Origin of the sequence: Pseudoalteromonas mucoides (assembly GCF_049257175.1) — a bacterium.
In the GTDB taxonomy this organism is placed as follows: domain Bacteria; phylum Pseudomonadota; class Gammaproteobacteria; order Enterobacterales; family Alteromonadaceae; genus Pseudoalteromonas.
Genome location: NZ_JBMMUC010000020.1, coordinates 1 through 18,586, shown reverse-complemented (window position 1 = coordinate 18,586; position 18,586 = coordinate 1). Strand labels below are relative to the sequence as shown.

Sequence of the window (18,586 nt, the reverse complement as noted above, 5' to 3'; positions counted from 1 at the left end):
CGTCTAAATGGCTGCTATATTACTAAGCATAGAACGTTAATTGGCTGGAATGAGGATTATGGCTTTATCATTACAAGAGAAAATTGAAGACACCAATCAGGGTGTTTACTTAATTGGCACCACACCACCGCGTATTGGTACCGATAAAGCCCAATTAGAAACCATTGCACAAAAGCTGTTAGGCCGCTTACACGAAATTGAATATGATGGCGTTGTAATCTACGACATCCAAGACGAAAGTAGCCGTACCGCCAAGCCTCGCCCTTTTCCATTTAAGCAAACCGTTGATCCTCGTGAATACAGCCGCTTGTTACGTCAATTATCACGCCAAGATGTAATCACCTATAAGAGTGTTGCCCAGCGCGGTGAAGCTGAATTTAACCAGTGGCTTGACGAAACTAAAAATGATTTTGATCTAAAAAACTTGGTACTCGTTGGTAGTCCCTCATCAGATGGCGATATCAAACTAAGCTTACCAAATGCATACAAAACGCTTGCTAAGCAAGCCGATGATTTCTTTTTAGGTGGCGTAACTATCGCTGAGCGCCATGCTAGCAAGCGTAACGAACATGAGCGTCTACTTGAGAAAACCGCACAGGGCTGTCAGTTTTTTATATCGCAAGCCGTTTACAATGCACAAGATACCATTGATTTGATCACCAGCTATGCGCGAAGCTGCAAAGCACAAGGCATTAAGCCTAATCGTATCATCTTAACGTTCACTCCGTGTGGCAGTGAAAAAACACTTGAGTTTATGCAGTGGCTAGGTATTTCAGTGCCTGAGGCAACCAAATGGCGCATGCTTGACTCTGAAAAGCCATTGAGCGAATCAGTGCGTATTTGCCGTGAAAACCTAGATCTTATTTTGCAAAGCTGCGCCCATTTAGATGTGCCTCTGGGTTTAAACATTGAAAGTTTAACCAACCGTAAAGAAGAGATTGATGCATCAATTAACCTTTATCGTTTATTAAAAGCGACAATGGAATTGAATCTAGCTGAGAAGCAAATAGCTTAAGTTCGGGCTTCGGGCTTCGGGCTTCGGGCTTCGGGCTTCGGGCTTCGGGCAATGATGATAAGCGACATAGAATAAGCCAGCTAAAGTATTTAGTTTCGTTTCCTTCTCTTTGTGCAACAAACTTAGTGAATTATTCACAAAGAGGTTAAGAAACGCTGCACTTAAGAGTAATACAGATTCTAATCCCGACTTGCTATAGCATGTGGTATCACCAGCCCCAAAGTTGCCGCTTGGAAGCAAGGGCCCTTGTAGAATTGATAGGAATGAATTTGTTTTGGCAGGATAAGTCAGGCTTGTAGTGGGCCATAACAGTTTACCGTGGGTGAATAATATCTATTAGATCACAGTCACCCAGTGGATTCAAGGTTAAAAAGCGAACAATCCAAATTAGGAAGTTAAGTCCCTAAAAAGGGTAACCCCACAGCCTCAACGCCTGTAGAACAGGACGTGCTTTAAGTTGATGGAGCGAAGCGGAAGCAGCTTAAAACCGTTCCTGTTACTATTTTTGTTAGGCATCTGTATCGCAACCAAGTACAGGCTTAGACCAAGTCATTGACTGTAACTCAACCGACACCCATGCAGTGTTATTTCTTTTTAACTTTGGAAAGCTATATTCATACTGTGCTGCGCCCCCCCTATCCGCAACCAAAACAACTGACTCTATAGTTTTGGATTGATTTTTAGGTACATCTTTTGAATCGAAGCTAAGAGTAAATTCTACTTCCGGCCAGACACCACCGCTAGGGTGAACAAACTCTACAAGAATATGTGTTGCACCACTGCCAGATTGTGTTAGCACTACATTTGGCGATGGAATCCAGTCTGGTCTTAATCCTGAAGAATACTCCTCCCTAACTTTACGCAACGAATATTCGCATCCCATATCAGCTTCAATTTCGCCGATACATCCCCAGCAATCGCCACCACAATCAGTAGACAGAGGATCGTTTTCACAATCCAAAATACGTCTACAAATATTACACGTCTCAGAGGGAGGATTCATGACTCGGTTTCCTAACGTCTTAGTATTTATACGTTACGTTGTTTGTATCGTATAAATACCTTGTTGAACGAAGCATGCTCCTCACTCAACGTTTTTATTGGTATGTTTAATGCTATAGGAATTCTCTTTTTTAGGGAAGTTGTCGATTGCAGTTTTATTGGACACCCTTTTACTACTAAACGGGTTAATTACTGTTTATTAATTATATTTCTACGTTCTTTTATATCGCTTCTGCCTGCTTATTGTCTTCTGTCATCCTTTTTATTTATTTTAGGCAACACCGCATCTAAGCTGATCCTCTGTCACACCAACTTAGTTAACGAGTTACTTTTAACGGTTCGACTTACTATTAACCACTATTCATTATTATGCCTCCCTTCGCTAGGCCGTCGATTTTTGCATCCTTTACACAGAGGCTTTTCATTATCAACTGCCCTTGCTTACATGATGGGCACGGCCAATTAACTCTCATCGCACCTGTTGTATCTGACTTTCCCTTATTTTAGTCTCATGCTTGTCTGTTTGTGCGCTGATAATACCCCGTTTTTTGCTCTACACGCACTGGCTAAAAACCCGTAGTGCCGTATTCGCATAAACCCACTTGGGAGCACATGCAGTAAATAGCACCTAATAAATTCTATGCCCGTTAATGTCATTCGCTTTATTTTGCTGTCTCGGTAGTCTTTATAACTAAACGTGACATCATCTTTTGTTACTTGCTTAAGCCGTCCTTCATGCAACATGCCTTTACGTGTGTAGCGTCCAAGGTATTTCAACACTGTTTCCGGTTCGGTCAAATTCACTTTGCTGTGTACACACCATGATTTTTTCATGAGCAATTCGCTTTGAGGTATCGTTAGTTTATGTGCCCTAATGGCTGCTAGCATTTTTGCTTTAAACACGGTTGCTAAGGCTTTTACTGCAAATAAATACGGCTTTTTAACACCGCGCCACTCACCTGACGATGTTAATACGCCACCTGGTATTAAACAGTGCAAATGAATATGTTGAGTAAGGCTTTGCCCCCATGTATGTAAGACCGCAGTCATTCCTAACGTGCCTTGTAGCTGTTTTTTACGCTGTGCAAACTGGCTAAGGGTTTGCCATACAGCACTAAATAAACAACTGTAAATTTCACGCGGGTATTGCTTTACTAACCCATTAAGCTCATGAGGAAGTGTAAATACCAGATGAAAATAAGGCGCATTGATAACGTCTTTACTTTGTTGTTCACTCCATTGCTCGCTAACATGCCCTTGGCACTGCGGACAGTGTCTATCTCTACATGCGCAGTACACTGTTTTATTATGCTCGCAGCGATCACACTGCCATTGCTGAGCGCCTAACTTTACGGTTCGACAGTCCTGTATATGCTGACACACTCGCTGTTGTTGATAGGTTAATGCATGGACTTTTTTATAGTGACTGAGGTGTTGCGCTAAGACATCCGCGACATGATGCATTGTTGCCATCTTAATCCTCCTCCCACGCAGCCATTAAATCATGGCTACTATGTGCCATCTCTGGCAACCAATGCAAATAACGCTCTGTCGTACGAATACTCGTATGTCCGAGCTGTTTTTGTAACTGATGAAGCGGCATACCAGCTTCAATTTGATGCGTAGCATAAGCATGGCGCAAGCTATGCGCGGATACATTTTTTGTAATTTCAGCACGCGTTACTGCACGTTTTAACCCACGACTAAACGTTTTTGCATCAATCGCTTTTTCTTTATCCCAGTTGGTACAAAACAGTATACTGCCAAGGGAAAAGCCTGCTATGTAAGCGTTTAACCGCCTTGCTGCACTTCTAGGTAATATGACACGACGGTCTTTATTGCCTTTTCCTGCTCTAACCCATAGGCAATCTTGGCTAAATTCAATATCAACAACCCGTAAATTCAGTAATTCACTTATTCTGAGCCCACACCCATAGCAAATACAAAGCATGACTTTTTGTTGTGCAGATACCGTATTCAAGAACAGACGATGAACCTCATCTCGTGTTAATAATATCGGTATTGTGTGTGCCTTTTTAGGCAATACGATATCAATGCTGAATGAGCGCTGTAGTACATATTTATATAAAAAATTAACGGCATTGAGTTTTACTGCAATCGTTGCACGCGACAAGTGCTGTGTTAGATTTACATATCTAAAATACGCCTCAAGCTCTTCCTTATTAATTAAGTCAGGCGATTTATCGTAGTAATTAGCTAACTGAGCAAGTGCATTTATATAAGATTCTTCAGTACGTGGTGAGTAGCCTCTTAAACGGATCTCGTCTATGACGCGTTGTCTTAATGGGGTCATTGGTTTTCTCCGGTGAATAGGGGGAAGTCCCAATGACAAGTGTGGCAATTATGCTGGAGGTTGCTAGCTCCGCGTAGCGGCTTTGTTCAACAGCTTATTGAACACCGTTTTGGTGGTTTATAACACACCAAAACGTTGTATATTACATACCCTGATAATTTCACCAATAATTACCTTTGTAAACAAGTAATTAAAACAGCTAGAAATTAAGCATGTTATTTTGCCCCAAAACGGCGTTTAATAATGTTATTGGACAAAATTAGTTTTCTACTCAAAACACAGGAATAAGTTTAATTTTTTCAGTGTCTGGTTATTGCTCTTAGCTGGCTGTCTGGTGAGGTCTTTAAGGTTTTTTGGCTACCTTAAACGCTTGTTTTACGCTATACATATCTTTATCTGCAGTATCTAGTAATGCTTCGAACGACTCTTTTTCTGAAGAGCTAAAACTACGTCCTATACTCAAGGTTAAATTTGGTAGGTTTTTATCTGCAAGCTCTGCGTGGTAAGCATTTATTATTTTATCTATTACATTATTAATTAATAACCTGTCAGAAATCTGAATCAACGCAACAAACTCATCCCCGCCTAAACGACCAATAATATCAGCATCACGCAAACGCGATTTTAGTGTTTTGGCGAGTGCCATTAAGGCTTGATCACCTATTTCATGGCCATAGTTGTCATTTAATCTTTTGAAATCATTTATATCAATGAATAAGCAACAGACATCAAAGCCTAATCGGCCTGATAAACTGAGCTTTTGCTGGGCAAGTAAGTTCAGAGCACGGCGATTATAAATATTAGTGAGTGGATCTAACATCGCGATTTCGCGCATTTGCACAAAACTGTTTATTAATGCTAAATCATCTTCAATCATGTCTCTGAGTTGTTTGATTAATTCCAAGTAATTGCGCTGATAATCCGTTTGTTCAAAGTCCATGACACAAAAAGTGCCAAACACTTCACCATCAGACCAATGTATCGGCAAACCTAGGTATGATTCAAACCCATCTTGCGTCACCTCTGGGTTGTCTAACCACATATCATCTTTACTTGCATGATTAACATATAAAGCTTGGTTGTCTTGCACCACTTTTTTACAAAAAATATTTGTATCAAGTGGCACGACCTCCCCTGCTTTATACGGGTTTTCTCGCTGTTCGCTGGCAACTACAATTCGGTAACCAGCGTCAGTGGCTTGAACAACGAATCCTGCTGGAGCTGAAAATAACTCAGTCATTAAATCGACTGTCTTTTGCCATTTCTGTAAAGATATTTGACTGTCTTTTCCTGAGAACACCCATTGATTAGTTTTAAACATACTACTTACTCAAGCTAGTTGCAGAGCTTTAAGTATAAGAAACTTATCGGCGTCGGTTTGAACTTTTTTTACCTAAAATTCGCTTTTTATCCCGATCTTTTCGCGATTTATTCGTATTTTTTCGATTATCTTTAGGCTTTTTGTTTGGATCAGGCTCATAGCCGGCCAACCACTGCGGAGTAAGGCGGGTATCTAATAATACTTCGATTTCTTCAAGTAACCATTGTTCATCCAAGCTCACGAGCGACATAGCAAGGCCTTGCTCGCCTGCACGGCCTGTACGACCAATGCGATGTACGTAATCTTCCGCTATATACGGCAACTCAAAGTTAATAACATATTTTAGCGATACAATATCTAAACCTCGTGCTGCCACATCCGTAGCCACTAATACTCGAGTTGTACCTTCTTTAAAGTTCTGTAATGCTCTATCTCGTGCGCCTTGAGATTTATCACCATGGATAGATTCTGTTTTCAGGCCATCTTTGCACATTTCTTTAGCGAGTTTGTCAGCCATTTGTTTAGTGCGTGTGAAAATAAGCACTTGGCGCCAATTTTTCATACCAATCATATGAGAAACGAGTTCACGTTTACGATCTTCATCAACGGCGTAAATCACTTGTTCGACTTCAACTGCGGCGGAATTACGCTTATCAACTTCTACCAGTTTCGGATCTTTAAGTAGCTTTTTACTAAGCTCAAACACGCTGTCATCAAAGGTGGCTGAAAATAGTAAGGTCTGACGCTCACTTGGCACATGGCGCAAAATACGTTTAATTTCATCGATAAAGCCCATGTCTAGCATACGATCTGCTTCATCAAATACCAATGAATCGACCGAGCTTAAAGTAATACTGCCTTTAATTATGTGATCAAGTAAGCGACCTGGTGTAGCAACCACTACTTGCGCATCTTTCATTGCTTTTACTTGAGGCCCAATACTGGCACCACCATAAGCAAGAGCGCCTTTAATATTTGAACCTTGAGCATATTTTTCAAAACTTGCAAACACTTGCTGAGCAAGCTCTCGAGTAGGCGTCAAAATGAGTACACGTGCAGTGCCTTGCTCGTCTTTTTTCTCGCTCGTTAATAGCTTGTGTAGTAAAGGCAGTACAAACGCTGCTGTTTTACCTGTGCCTGTTTGCGCACTACCCATAACATCGTCACCAGCTAAGATCAGTGGTATCGTTTGTAACTGAATTGCAGTGGGTGCGTGGTATTGATTTTGCTCAAGAGCAGTTAATAATACTGGATGAAGATTAAGTTCTTTAAAACTAGCAGCAGACATGGTGTTGACTTGAAATAACGAATAATAACGCTATTGTACGCACAAAACATGTAACAAAAAAGGCGCTTTCGCGCCTTCATTCAAACCTAAACCCTTTATTTATTAGGCTACAGGTTTAAGTGTTTCTTTACGCTGGTTATAAAACGTAATTAAGTCGTCGACAGTTTCTTGGCAATACTCACGAATACCAGACACTAGCATATGCTTTTCACCCGAGCCGACCTTCTTGCCATTCTCAAGTAAATTAAAACGTAAGGTGATTTTGCCGCGCTTACCCGTATACTCAAAATCGGGTTCAGCAAATTCAAGTGTTGGCGCAGTAATAGCAAGGTTATCTAAATTGATAAGCATTGACTCGTAAATCACCATAGGACGAGATGGATTAATCATTACATCTTGCTTGCCCATTAAAGGAATAATTACATGTGGGAAGGTAGTGCCTGAGAATTCAACGTAATTTTTAATTAGGCTGTCAGTCAATGTTTGGCAAGTACTGTTTTCACCTTCGCGCTTAACGCGAAGCATCACTTTCTCACCACTGGTTATAGCAAATTCTTCTCCGCCTTCTGGAAAATTTAGTTTGGTATTTTCATCGACCATGCCAGCAAAGGTAAATTCCATTTTTTTGCTGATGCCATATCGACTTAGGACCAATGCAAACAGCAAATCCCCTGGTACGCAAAACCTCTTTGCATCTTTATCATGAAGAGGGTTGTAATCATCGGCTACGCACTTTGCAAAGCGACACCCTTGTTCACGGGAAATAGAAATATGATCAGCATGCTGCTGATAAAAAGGACTTAACATAGTTTGTTCACTGCTTTAACTGCTTATAACCTGACTATTCTACCAGATTAAATAATAATAGAGGTCGAATCTGTTAACTTTTTGTTTATGAATAAATTGATGAGAGAGTATGTAACGCCCACATAACACACCAAAGAAATAAACTATACATTTTACTACACAGCCAAAACGATGCTTTTTATTATCGCGCGTAACCAAACTCACTCCATACGAAATTAGAGTGGCTGCACTTTTCTACAGGCTAAAAAAGCCCTTGCTAAAAAGCAAGGGCTATCAAAAGTGGTACCAGCGGGCGGGCTTTAACTCGTTGCTGTGCCACTCCAAGTGGCGCTCGAGTCCGCATTTCACTTTTCTACAAGCATAAAAAAGCCCCGACCAATTTGGTCAGGGCTATCAAAAGTGGTACCAGCGGGCGGGCTTTAACTCGTTACTGTGCCACTCCAAGTGGCGCTCGAGTCCGCATTTCACTTTTCTACAGGCATAAAAAAACCCTTGCTAAAAAGCAAGGGCTATCAAAAGTGGTACCAGCGGGCGGGCTTTAACTCGTTGCTGTGCCACTCCAAGTGGCGCTTGAGTCTGCATTTCACTTTTCTACAAGCATAAAAAAGCCCCGACTAATTTGGTCAGGGCTATCAAAAGTGGTACCAGCGGGCGGACTTTAACTCGTAGCTGTGCCACTCCAAGTGGCGCTCGAGTCCGCATTTCACTTTTCTGCAGGCATAAAAAAACCCTTGCTAAAAAGCAAGGGCTATCAAAAGTGGTACCAGCGGGCGGACTCGAACCGCCACTCCTTTCGGAAGGGGATTTTGAATCCCCCATGTCTACCAATTTCATCACGCTGGCATCATTTTTCTTTAACCTTCTAAACAAGAGAAGATAAAGAAAAACCACTTTAGAGCTAAGACTTATAAAGCTGCCTTCGTCTCTATGCCAAGCATTATACAAACAATAAGGTTAGCAGCAAGCTGTTTTTTACAATTCGATGATCAACAGCTTAACAATTGAGCAACCATTAACATTGTGTCGTTTTTCGATCCTAGTATTTGTCACTCTATTTGCTAAACTAGCGCGCATATTAACTTTATGAGTGTGTTTATGTCTGTTGAGTTTCCACGGGCGGGCTTTTGGCGTCGCTTTGCTTCTTTGATTTACGACTCTTTAGTCGTCATATCGCTATCTATGCTAACGGCTATTTTATACTTTGCTGCGATTCAAGCCTTAGTTGCACTCGGCGTTATAGTACAAACGCAAGGCCAGGACCCTGCTGGGTTTATAGACAACTCCCCTTTACTATACGGTATTCGTAGTGTTTTATTTGTTGGAGTGAACATTGTGTTTTTTGCTTACTTTTGGACTAAAAGTGGGCAAACAATTGGCATGCGCGCTTGGCGTTTAAAAGTACAAACACGTGAAGGTCACTTAATCAGTTGGCCTCAAGCTATAATTCGCTGTTTAGCTGCGTTGCTTGGCCTGGGTAATTTAGTGGTGCTAGTTGATTTTAAAAATAAGCGCGCTTTACAAGATTATATTTCTAAAACGGATGTCGTTGCACTGACTAAGGAAGAGAATAAGCGTATCTATCGCTCTTTAGATTAGGGGTTAAACTTGCTAGGAACAACTCAATTCCTAGCAAGTTTCAAAACAACTATATTCGTTTGTTCAGTAAGTAGGTAGCAAAACCTATAAACAAAATACTCGGCACAGTCGCCCCAATAACAGCTGGAATTTGATACACCATCACCACTGGACCAAATATTTCGTTGGTTAAGTGAAACACTATTCCGGTTACCACCCCCATTACTATGCGAGCTCCCATAGTCACCGTACGCAGCGGACCAAAGATAAACGACAACGCAACCAGTAACATAACGGCTATAGAGACTGGCTGCATAATTTTACGCCATAACGCCAGTTCATAAGTACTTGTGTCTTGCTCATTTTGCTTAAGGTAGCCTAAATATGACCACAATCCTGTGAATGACAACGCTTCGGGCTTAACTGAAACCACGCCAAGCTTTTCAGCAGTAAGTTGTGATTCATAGAGTTCTTCGTCTTGCTTTTGGGTGCTAATTTGCTCTTCGCTTAGCTGCACCTTGCTAACATCTCGAAGTAGCCAACCTTCGCTTCGACTCACAGCTTCACGTGCTTTTGTTATCTGTGTCAGCTGCAAAGATTTATCAAAATGATACATATTAACGCCATGCAAAACACCATTTTGATCAACATCTTCAATGTTTATAAAGTTACTACCGTCTTTTGCCCACACACCTTGTTGGGCGTTAAAAACATCTCCACCATAAATTGCTTGGTTTCGCATTTCTTTGGCTTTTTGTTGCGCTTCAGGTGCGCCCCACTCGCCAAGTGCCATCATACAAACAGCCATGAATATTGCGGTTTTCATTACCGATATAATAATCTGTAAACGCGACATACCTGCCGCCTGCATTACCACCAACTCACTGTTTGAAGCAAGCGCACCTAAACCTGTTAAGCCACCAATTAATGCAGCCATAGGAAAGAAAATAACTAAGTCGCCAGGCATGCTATACAGGGTATAAAGCAACGCAGTGGCAATATCATAACTACCACGACCAACCGACTTAAGCTGTTCGATAAATTTAATCAGGGTACTAATACCCACGAGGACCATTAAGGCAAAACCAGTTGTTTGTAAAATACTACGGCCTAAGTACCAGTCGAGAGTTTTCATCATGCGCTTATCTCCCGCTTAGTTACAATCGCCTTAAGCCACGCACCAACAGGTCGGCCTTTGATAATCAAAAAGCCACCTATAAATAATGCCGTAAAATGAATCCACCATAAGCCAATTGACGGTGGGATTTTGCCATCTTCAACGGCAAATTTAGCCGCGTTCAGTAAAATGAAATAACCTAAATATAAACTGATTGCAGGTACTAGCTTCGCAAACTTACCTTGTCGCGGATTAACCACACTCAAAGGCACAGCCAATAGTGTAAGGAGCGGAATAGATAATGGAATGGCTAAACGCCATTGCCACTGCGCTATGGCTTCAGACGAATTCATTGCCATTAAATCCATCGTGGGTACTGCTTCAAGTTTACGCCGTTGATGCTCTATTTCTTGCTCACGTATTTGTACGCTGTAGCCATCAAACTCAGTTAAATTAAGCGCAGGTGTTGTACCATCCGTTTCGTAACGTTTACCATCGCTTAGTACCAGTTGTTGTTCGCCATTATCCTGCTCAACCACCACACCGCGCTCGGCGTAAACCAAGCGCGCTAAATTATCTTTTTCGCTATCAGGAAGCTGCGCTACAAACACCCGATGTAATTCTTTGCCACCATTATCAATGTTATGTATAAACACCACAGCTTTTTCATTGCCTGTTTGTTGGAACCTACCAGCTCTTAATGCTGATAAACCGGCATCGGCTTTTGCTTTCTCTTTCAATTGGTATTCAAGTTCACTGGCCCAAGGGGCAACGTATAATGTTAAAAATCCAGCTAATATTGCTAGGCCGACACTGGATATTAAGGTCACTCTAACCACATACCATTCACTAACACCGCAGGCTTTAAGTACGGTCATTTCACTGTCAGCATATATTCGGCTATAGGCGAGAATAATCCCTAAGAAAATACTTAGCGGTAAAATTAAGGAGGCCAATTGTGGTAACTTCAGTGCAATCATCGACAGCACTAGCTTAGCAGGAATACCACCTTCGGACGCATCACCTAAAATAACCACAAATTTTTGCGACAAAAATATGGTCATCAAGGTTAGGAAAACGGCGACCTGAGATTTTAAAACTTCAGTGGTCAAATAACGGAAAATTAGCAATGCTTGCCCCTGTTGAACATCGTGTTTTACTAAAGTAGCGGGAAAATATAAGTAAACTTAGCGTTTTACTCAGTTTATTATATGTCATCAGTATTATACCCAAACCACCTCAAGATGCGAGCGTCGTTGGAATTAAAAGCGATTTAGGTAAGGCATTAATTGCAAGTAATAGTGGTTCTATTGTTAAAATCAATAACGCAGTATAAATCGCTTTTAAACCAACCCTTGGGCGTTTCACAGGCACTTACTCTCATCGTTGTTACTTTTTAAAAGGGACTGCCAATCTTGCAAAGTAACGCCTTGATATTAAGCACCTGTGAAACGCTGAGTTCTGCATCTTGAGGTGGCTTGGGTATATATATCCTACCTAACAACTCGATATATTGTCGCATTAGTGGTATTAATCGATACAAAAGTATAAAGTTCAAAAACACATAATGAGTTAACGTTTTTAGACTAAGATTAAAGATATTAAAGAACTTAGCACTAGAAATATATTTAAATACCCATATTAAGGGTTCTATGACTCAAAATTAGGAGTGACAATGGAATTTAGCGTAAAAAGTGGTAGTCCTGAAAAGCAACGTAGCGCATGTATTGTAGTTGGCGTTTATGAGCCACGTCGTTTATCCCCCATTGGTGAGCAACTCGATAAAATCAGTGATGGTTATATCTCTAATTTACTACGTCGTGGTGACCTTGAAGGTAAACCAGGGCAAGTGCTGTTATTACATCATGTACCAAATGTACTCAGTGAACGTATTTTACTTGTAGGTTGTGGTAAAGAACGTGAGCTTGATGACAAGCAATATAAACAAATCATTTCAAAAACCATCAATACCCTTAACGAAACAGGGTCGATGGAAGCTGTTTGTTTTTTAACTGAGCAACATGTAAAAAGCCGCGACACCTACTGGAAAGTTCGCCAAGCAGTTGAAACAACACAAGACTGTTTATACACGTTTAACCAATTGAAAAGTAAAAAGAGTGACCCACGTCGCCCACTACGTAAAATTGTGTTTAACGTACCAACACGTCGCGAATTAACGATTGGTGAAAGCGCCATTGAACATGGCTTAGCTATAGCCGCTGGTAGCAAACTATGTAAAGACGTGGCCAACATGCCACCTAACATTTGTAACCCTGCGTATTTAGGTGAGCAAGCACAAGAACTCGCAACCAATTTTGAAAACGTTAGCGTAAATATAATTGGCGAAGAGAAAATGGCAGAACTTGGTATGAATTCATACTTAGCTGTTGGTCGTGGTAGTGACAATGAATCAATCATGTCAGTTATCAACTACCAAGGTGGCGCAAAAGATCAAGCCCCGATCGTATTAGTTGGTAAAGGCCTAACCTTTGACTCTGGTGGTATTTCTATCAAGCCTGGCGAAGCCATGGATGAAATGAAATACGACATGGGCGGTGCAGCTGGTGTTATTGGTGCAATGCGTGCACTTGCGCAAATGCAGCTGCCAATAAACGTTATTGGCGTATTAGCGGGCTGTGAAAACATGCCTAGCTCAAATGCCTACCGCCCAGGCGATATTCTAACTACCATGTCAGGGCAAACTGTTGAAGTTCTCAATACTGATGCAGAAGGTCGTCTAGTATTATGTGATGCGCTTACGTATGTTGAACGCTTTGAACCAGAAACCGTGATTGATGTTGCCACTTTAACTGGTGCATGTATCGTCGCATTAGGTGCTCATGCCACTGGTTTGCTATCAAACCACAACCCACTTGCCCACGACTTATTAAAAGCATCAGAGCAAAGTGGCGACCGCGCATGGCAACTGCCACTGTGGGATGATTATCAAGATCAACTAGAAAGCCCATTTGCTGATTTTACTAACTTAGGTGGTCGTGCAGCAGGTACTATCACAGCAGCTTGTTTCTTATCTAAGTTTACTAAGAAGTATAACTGGGCGCATTTAGATGTAGCCGGTACAGCTTGGCGTAGTGGTAAAAACAAAGGTGCAACGGGCCGCCCAGTGCCTATGTTAACTCAGTACTTACTCAATCGCGCAGGTGTAAGCGACGCTGCACAAGACTAAGTATTCATACATAACGTTATTGAAAGGCGCTTTTTAGCGCCTTTTTTGTTACCTATTAATTAATGAGTAACGCAGCGTATTCATTGAAGCAAACCCTGTTTTATGGCAAAATCCTTGCTCTAATTTATGTGTGCTAAAAAGTCACATATGCAATGCAATGGGAAACCCCGATACAATGAGCATCAATGCCCAATTTTTTGTTCTAAAGCAACAAGATGAATCATTAGCGAAAGCAGATGATCACTTTGCCTTAGCTGCACAAATTGCTGCAGAACAGTATCGTCTTGGTCATCGTGTTTTCGTTTATGTTGATAACACAGACACCGCCCATGCCATTGATGAAACGATTTGGTCATTTGACCCAGACAGCTTTGTGCCCCATAACCTCCAAGGTGAAGGCCCAAAAGGCGGTGCACCTGTTGAAATAGGCATGACACCCCCCGTCAGCAATCGTAAAGTTTTAATAAACTTGGCCGCACAGTTGCCGGATTTTATTCGTCGCTTTAACCAAGTTTTTGATTTTGTGCCAGTCGAGGCCGCAGCCAAACAAGCTGCCCGTGAGCGCTTTAAAAAGCTCCGTCAACTCGGTGCCAACATCACCACACAAGATATTAATAGCTAGCCGCCCTAGGCAAACTGGCTAACCAACTCATTTAAGTACTTATTTAAGGTTCTGTGTAATGGATAAAACCTACAATCCGCAAGATATTGAACAGTCGCTATACCAAGACTGGGAAGAGAAAGGCTACTTTAAACCATCTGGCAAAGGCGACGCATATTCAATTATGATCCCGCCGCCAAATGTCACTGGTAGCTTACACATGGGCCACGCCTTCCAAGATACCATTATGGATACCTTAACCCGTTTTAAGCGTATGCAAGGCAATAATACACTATGGCAAGTAGGTACTGACCACGCAGGCATTGCAACTCAAATGCTGGTTGAGCGTAAGCTGTCTGCCGAAGAAGGTAAAACACGCCACGATTTAGGCCGTGACGCTTTTATTGAAAAAATTTGGGATTGGAAAAACCAATCAGGTGGCACAATCACCAAGCAACTTCGTCGTCTTGGTGCATCTGTTGATTGGGATCGTGAACGCTTTACTATGGATGACGGCTTATCTGAAGCCGTTAAAGAAGTCTTTGTTCGCCTGCATAAAGAAGACTTAATCTACCGCGGTAAACGCCTAGTAAACTGGGATCCAAAATTACACACCGCTATCTCAGACCTTGAAGTTGAAAACAAAGACAAACAAGGCCACATGTGGAATTTGCGCTACCCACTTGCTGATGGTGTTAAAACTCAAGATGGTAAAGACTACATCGTCGTTGCAACCACGCGCCCAGAAACTATGCTGGGTGACTCAGGTGTTGCTGTAAATCCAGATGACGAACGCTATCAAGATTTAATCGGTAAAGATATTTTACTGCCAATTGTTAATCGCCGTATCAAAATTGTTGCCGACGAACATGCCGATAAAGACAAAGGCACGGGCTGCGTAAAAATCACTCCTGCCCATGACTTTAACGATAACGAAGTTGGTAAACGTCATCAAATGCCAATGATCAACATCTTTGATAAAGATGCTGCGGTATTAAGCCAAGGTGAAACATACACCTTTGATGGCAAAGAGCTTGAATTTGATGCCCCTATTCCGGAGCGTTTACACGGTCTTGACCGTTTTGATGCGCGTAAAGCGATTATCGCTGAATTTGAAGAGCTTAGTTTACTTGAAAAAATCGAAGACCATGCGTTAACTGTACCTTACGGCGACCGCTCTGGTGTGGTTATTGAGCCACTCCTTACCGACCAATGGTATGTACGTGTTGCTCCGCTTGCTGAACCTGCAAAAGACGCGGTTAAAAATGGCGACATTCAGTTTGTGCCACAACAGTATGAAAACATGTACTTCTCGTGGATGAACGACGTACAAGATTGGTGTATTTCTCGCCAGCTTTGGTGGGGCCACCGTATTCCAGCTTGGTACGATAACGAAGGTAATGTTTTTGTTGGTCGTGATGAGGCAGAAGTACGCAGTGAAAATAACATCGCCGATGATGTTGCACTTAGCCAAGACGAAGACGTACTTGATACTTGGTTCTCATCTGCACTTTGGACCTTCTCAACCCAAGGCTGGCCTGAAAATACCGATGATCTAAAAACCTTCCACCCGTCTGACGTGTTGGTAACTGGTTTTGATATTATCTTCTTCTGGGTAGCACGCATGATCATGATGACCATGCACTTCATTAAAGACGAAAACGGCAAGCCACAAGTACCATTTAAAACAGTTTACGTTACCGGCCTTATTCGCGATGAAAATGGCGATAAGATGTCTAAGTCAAAAGGTAACGTACTTGACCCAATCGACATGATTGACGGCATCGACCTTGAGAGCTTAGTGACCAAGCGTACTGGCAACATGATGCAGCCGCAGCTTGCTAAAAAAATTGAAAAGAACACTCGTAAAACCTTTGATAACGGCATTGAAGCACACGGCACCGATGCCCTGCGCTTTACATTAGCAGCTATGGCGTCTACCGGTCGCGATATTAACTGGGATATGAATCGTCTTGAGGGTTACCGTAACTTCTGTAACAAACTATGGAACGCAAGCCGTTACGTACTAATGAATACCGAAGAGCAAGACTGTGGTTTTGCAAACGATGCTGAAAGAGATTACTCGCTAGCTGATCGCTGGATTTTAGGTCAGTACGAAGCGACTGTTAAAACGTATACTGAGCACTTAGACAACTACCGTTTTGACCTTGCCGCTAATACGCTTTATGAATTCACATGGAACCAGTTCTGCGATTGGTACCTAGAGCTTACTAAGCCGGTATTATTCAAAGGTAATGAAGCACAACAACGTGGTACACGCCATACACTTATTACAGTGCTTGAAAGCCTACTACGTTTAATGCACCCAATGATGCCATACATCACGGAAACCATTTGGCAGCGCGTGGCACCGCTTGCAGGTCTTAAAACAGAGAACACCAGTATAATGGTTCAAGCCTTCCCTGTTTATAATGCTGCAAGTGTTGATGCCAAAGCGATGGAAGATTTAGAATGGGTTAAGCAATTCATCGTCGCTATTCGTAACATTCGTGGCGAAATGGACATCAGCCCAAGCAAGCCACTGTCTGTGTTACTTGCTAATGCATCAGATGAAGACAAGCGCCGTATTACTGAAAATGAGAGCTTCTTAGCGTCACTTGCTAAGATTGAAGCATTCACATTACTTGATAATAAAGATGATGCACCAGCTTGTGCCACATCTTACATTGGCAACCTTGAGATCATGATCCCAATGGCGGGCTTGATTGATGTTGAAGCCGAACTTGCTCGTATCAGTAAGCAGCTTGAAAAAGCAGAGAAAGGACTAGCTCAAGTGCAAAATAAACTTGCTAACGAAAAGTTTGTTAATAACGCACCTGAAGCGGTACTTGCCAAAGAGCATGAAAAACTGGCGGAGTACTCAGATGCTAAAGCCAAACTGCTTGAGCAAAAAGCAAAGATTGAAAGCCTGTAAAAGGGCTCCTCCCCTGCTTACACTAGAATAACGAGAAGTGAGGCTCCCTCACTTCTCCACTTTATCTCTAAGCGTTCTAAATATTTGGCATGCAAGTATCTTCCGACCACCTTCTTACATTATAGATTACATCTCGTTCGAAGCCCCCTAAGCAATCAGTTCAGGCGCAAGAAGACTTTAAAAAATTTCCTTCGTAATATGATCATCACAATTCCAAGCCACGTATTACTTGTAGAGTCAATGTCTGGTTCCAAGATGAAGCGCGGTTTGGTCAACAAAATACCACATCTAAAATTTGGGCAAAGAAAGGCTTAAGGCTTCGAGTGGTCAAGCAGCAACAATTTCTATCAACTCATATTTTTGGTGCAGTTTGCCCTGCAACAGGCCAGACGGAGGCAATTATAGCGCCTTATTTGAGTAAAGGTATAATGAGGCAACACTTACAACTCATTTCGGATACGACGCCCTGTGGAGAGCACGCAGTGGCCATCGTTGATCGCGCAAGCTGGGATATGGGTAATGTTGCACAAGACATTAAAAATGTGTCGGTGATACCGCTTCCTCCCTACTCACCCGAACTGAACCCCATTGAACAAGCATGGGCATGGATGAGAAACAGAGCGCTATCAAATCCCACGTTTGCAAGTTATGACGATATTGTTGAACAAGTAAGTAGAGCGTGGAATGAAATTCGCTCAGACATTGATAAGGTTAAGCGTATCTGTTCGAGAGAATGTACAAATTTGATCACTTAATAAATAGCATTGGTATAAAGAATGCGAGTTTGCGAGTTTGCGAGTTTGCGAGTTTGCGAGTTTGCGAGTTTGCGAGTTTGCGAGTTTGCGAGTTTGCGAGTTTGCGAGTTTGCGAGATTAAAATACAGGCCATTAAAAGAGGCAAGATTTTTTAAAGGTGGTCGTAGCGTTCTTTTATCTGTGGGTATCAAATACTCAACCCACGCTACGGCGGTCAGGTTGACGCTGTGCAACTCGCTAGCTTTACCTTCGCTAGCTCGCTTGCTATTTCACTTTCCTGCAAACGTAAAAAAGCCCAACTCAATGAGTCGGGCTTTCTTGTATTTGGAGCCATGGTGCGCTACGCAGTAGGATGACCTCGTGCCTACAGCAGTAAAAAGCCACATAACAAATGCTATACTATCATCGGCCGGGGCGTTCTTTTATCTGTGGGTATCAAATACTCAACCCACGCTACGGCGGTCAGGTTGACGCTGTGCAACTCGCTAGCTTTACTCTCGCTAACTCGCTTGCTATTTCACTTTCCTGCAGACGTAAAAAAGCCCGACTCAATGAGTCGGGCTTTCTTGTATTTGGAGCCTGGCGATGACCTACTTTCACATAACAAATGCTACACTATCATCGGCGCTGTTTCGTTTCACTACTGAGTTCGGCATGGGGTCAGGTGGG

General features: G+C 42.2%; 13 protein-coding genes, 1 tRNA gene, 1 rRNA gene and 1 pseudogene. 6 read left to right on the top strand and 10 right to left on the bottom strand.

Annotation, left to right across the window (positions count from 1 at the left end):
• The first annotated feature begins 58 nt into the window (after window positions 1-58).
• Window positions 59-1,015 carry a methylenetetrahydrofolate reductase gene (locus tag AAEU30_RS18720; RefSeq protein WP_421961843.1) on the top strand — a complete coding sequence of 319 codons (957 nt, stop codon included), beginning with the start codon at window positions 59-61 and terminating at the stop codon, window positions 1,013-1,015.
• Window positions 1,016-1,523: 508 nt separating this feature from the next.
• Here AAEU30_RS18720 and AAEU30_RS18715 read toward each other — a convergent pair.
• The 7 genes and pseudogenes from AAEU30_RS18715 to AAEU30_RS18685 form a co-directional block, all read right to left on the bottom strand.
• On the bottom strand, window positions 1,524-2,018 hold the full coding sequence (locus tag AAEU30_RS18715; RefSeq protein ID WP_421961842.1) for a hypothetical protein: 495 nt from the start codon (window positions 2,016-2,018) through the stop codon (window positions 1,524-1,526).
• A 349-nt stretch (window positions 2,019-2,367) separates the two neighbouring features.
• Window positions 2,368-3,490, bottom strand: a pseudogene (locus tag AAEU30_RS18710) (IS91 family transposase).
• Window position 3,491: 1 nt separating this feature from the next.
• Window positions 3,492-4,331: a tyrosine-type recombinase/integrase gene (locus AAEU30_RS18705; protein WP_421961841.1), complete on the bottom strand. Its 840-nt coding sequence runs from the start codon at window positions 4,329-4,331 to the stop codon at window positions 3,492-3,494.
• A 343-nt stretch (window positions 4,332-4,674) separates the two neighbouring features.
• Complete coding sequence (locus tag AAEU30_RS18700; protein ID WP_421961840.1) at window positions 4,675-5,652, bottom strand: sensor domain-containing diguanylate cyclase; 978 nt, start codon at window positions 5,650-5,652, stop codon at window positions 4,675-4,677.
• Between the two features lie 43 nt (window positions 5,653-5,695).
• Window positions 5,696-6,940, bottom strand: a complete 1,245-nt coding sequence (locus AAEU30_RS18695) for a DEAD/DEAH box helicase (protein WP_421961839.1) — start codon at window positions 6,938-6,940, stop codon at window positions 5,696-5,698.
• Between the two features lie 102 nt (window positions 6,941-7,042).
• Window positions 7,043-7,747, bottom strand: a complete 705-nt coding sequence (locus tag AAEU30_RS18690) for a DUF3581 domain-containing protein (RefSeq protein WP_421961838.1) — start codon at window positions 7,745-7,747, stop codon at window positions 7,043-7,045.
• 758 nt (window positions 7,748-8,505) lie between these two features.
• Window positions 8,506-8,590 (bottom strand) — tRNA-Leu (locus tag AAEU30_RS18685).
• A gap of 252 nt (window positions 8,591-8,842) precedes the next feature.
• On the opposite strand from AAEU30_RS18685, the gene AAEU30_RS18680 reads away from it, so the two are divergent.
• Window positions 8,843-9,343 (top strand): RDD family protein, encoded by a 501-nt coding sequence (locus tag AAEU30_RS18680; RefSeq protein WP_421961837.1) that lies wholly within the window; start codon window positions 8,843-8,845, stop codon window positions 9,341-9,343.
• A gap of 49 nt (window positions 9,344-9,392) precedes the next feature.
• On the opposite strand, the gene lptG is transcribed toward AAEU30_RS18680, so the two are convergent.
• Both lptG and lptF read right to left on the bottom strand, forming a co-directional pair.
• A complete protein-coding gene (lptG, locus tag AAEU30_RS18675) occupies window positions 9,393-10,460 on the bottom strand; it encodes an LPS export ABC transporter permease LptG (RefSeq protein ID WP_421961835.1) in 1,068 nt (355 codons plus the stop codon).
• The gene (lptF, locus tag AAEU30_RS18670; RefSeq protein ID WP_421961834.1) at window positions 10,457-11,569 is read right to left on the bottom strand and encodes an LPS export ABC transporter permease LptF; all 1,113 of its coding nucleotides are present in this window, start codon (window positions 11,567-11,569) and stop codon (window positions 10,457-10,459) included. The genes lptG and lptF overlap by 4 nt, the downstream gene beginning before the upstream one ends.
• Before the next feature lie 545 nt (window positions 11,570-12,114).
• Between lptF and pepA the strand changes: the two genes are divergently transcribed.
• From pepA to AAEU30_RS18650, 4 genes are all read left to right on the top strand, one after another.
• Complete coding sequence (gene pepA / locus AAEU30_RS18665; protein ID WP_421961833.1) at window positions 12,115-13,626, top strand: leucyl aminopeptidase; 1,512 nt, start codon at window positions 12,115-12,117, stop codon at window positions 13,624-13,626.
• A 175-nt stretch (window positions 13,627-13,801) separates the two neighbouring features.
• Window positions 13,802-14,248 (top strand): DNA polymerase III subunit chi, encoded by a 447-nt coding sequence (locus AAEU30_RS18660; protein WP_421961914.1) that lies wholly within the window; start codon window positions 13,802-13,804, stop codon window positions 14,246-14,248.
• Window positions 14,249-14,306: 58 nt separating this feature from the next.
• The gene (locus AAEU30_RS18655; protein WP_421961832.1) at window positions 14,307-17,162 is read left to right on the top strand and encodes a valine--tRNA ligase; all 2,856 of its coding nucleotides are present in this window, start codon (window positions 14,307-14,309) and stop codon (window positions 17,160-17,162) included.
• Between the two features lie 224 nt (window positions 17,163-17,386).
• Window positions 17,387-17,917 carry an IS630 family transposase gene (locus tag AAEU30_RS18650; RefSeq protein ID WP_421961913.1) on the top strand — a complete coding sequence of 177 codons (531 nt, stop codon included), beginning with the start codon at window positions 17,387-17,389 and terminating at the stop codon, window positions 17,915-17,917.
• A 577-nt stretch (window positions 17,918-18,494) separates the two neighbouring features.
• On the opposite strand, the gene rrf is transcribed toward AAEU30_RS18650, so the two are convergent.
• Window positions 18,495-18,586: ribosomal RNA gene (rrf, locus tag AAEU30_RS18645) — 5S ribosomal RNA — on the bottom strand; the annotation flags it as partial.

Coding starts and splice junctions, on each gene's coding strand:
- AAEU30_RS18720 (WP_421961843.1), top strand. CDS start 59: ATGGCTTTATCATTACAAGAGAAAATTGAAGACACCAATCAGGGTGTT.
- AAEU30_RS18715 (WP_421961842.1), bottom strand. CDS start 2,018: ATGAATCCTCCCTCTGAGACGTGTAATATTTGTAGACGTATTTTGGAT.
- AAEU30_RS18705 (WP_421961841.1), bottom strand. CDS start 4,331: ATGACCCCATTAAGACAACGCGTCATAGACGAGATCCGTTTAAGAGGC.
- AAEU30_RS18700 (WP_421961840.1), bottom strand. CDS start 5,652: ATGTTTAAAACTAATCAATGGGTGTTCTCAGGAAAAGACAGTCAAATA.
- AAEU30_RS18695 (WP_421961839.1), bottom strand. CDS start 6,940: ATGTCTGCTGCTAGTTTTAAAGAACTTAATCTTCATCCAGTATTATTA.
- AAEU30_RS18690 (WP_421961838.1), bottom strand. CDS start 7,747: ATGTTAAGTCCTTTTTATCAGCAGCATGCTGATCATATTTCTATTTCC.
- AAEU30_RS18680 (WP_421961837.1), top strand. CDS start 8,843: ATGTCTGTTGAGTTTCCACGGGCGGGCTTTTGGCGTCGCTTTGCTTCT.
- lptG (WP_421961835.1), bottom strand. CDS start 10,460: ATGATGAAAACTCTCGACTGGTACTTAGGCCGTAGTATTTTACAAACA.
- pepA (WP_421961833.1), top strand. CDS start 12,115: ATGGAATTTAGCGTAAAAAGTGGTAGTCCTGAAAAGCAACGTAGCGCA.
- AAEU30_RS18660 (WP_421961914.1), top strand. CDS start 13,802: ATGAGCATCAATGCCCAATTTTTTGTTCTAAAGCAACAAGATGAATCA.
- AAEU30_RS18655 (WP_421961832.1), top strand. CDS start 14,307: ATGGATAAAACCTACAATCCGCAAGATATTGAACAGTCGCTATACCAA.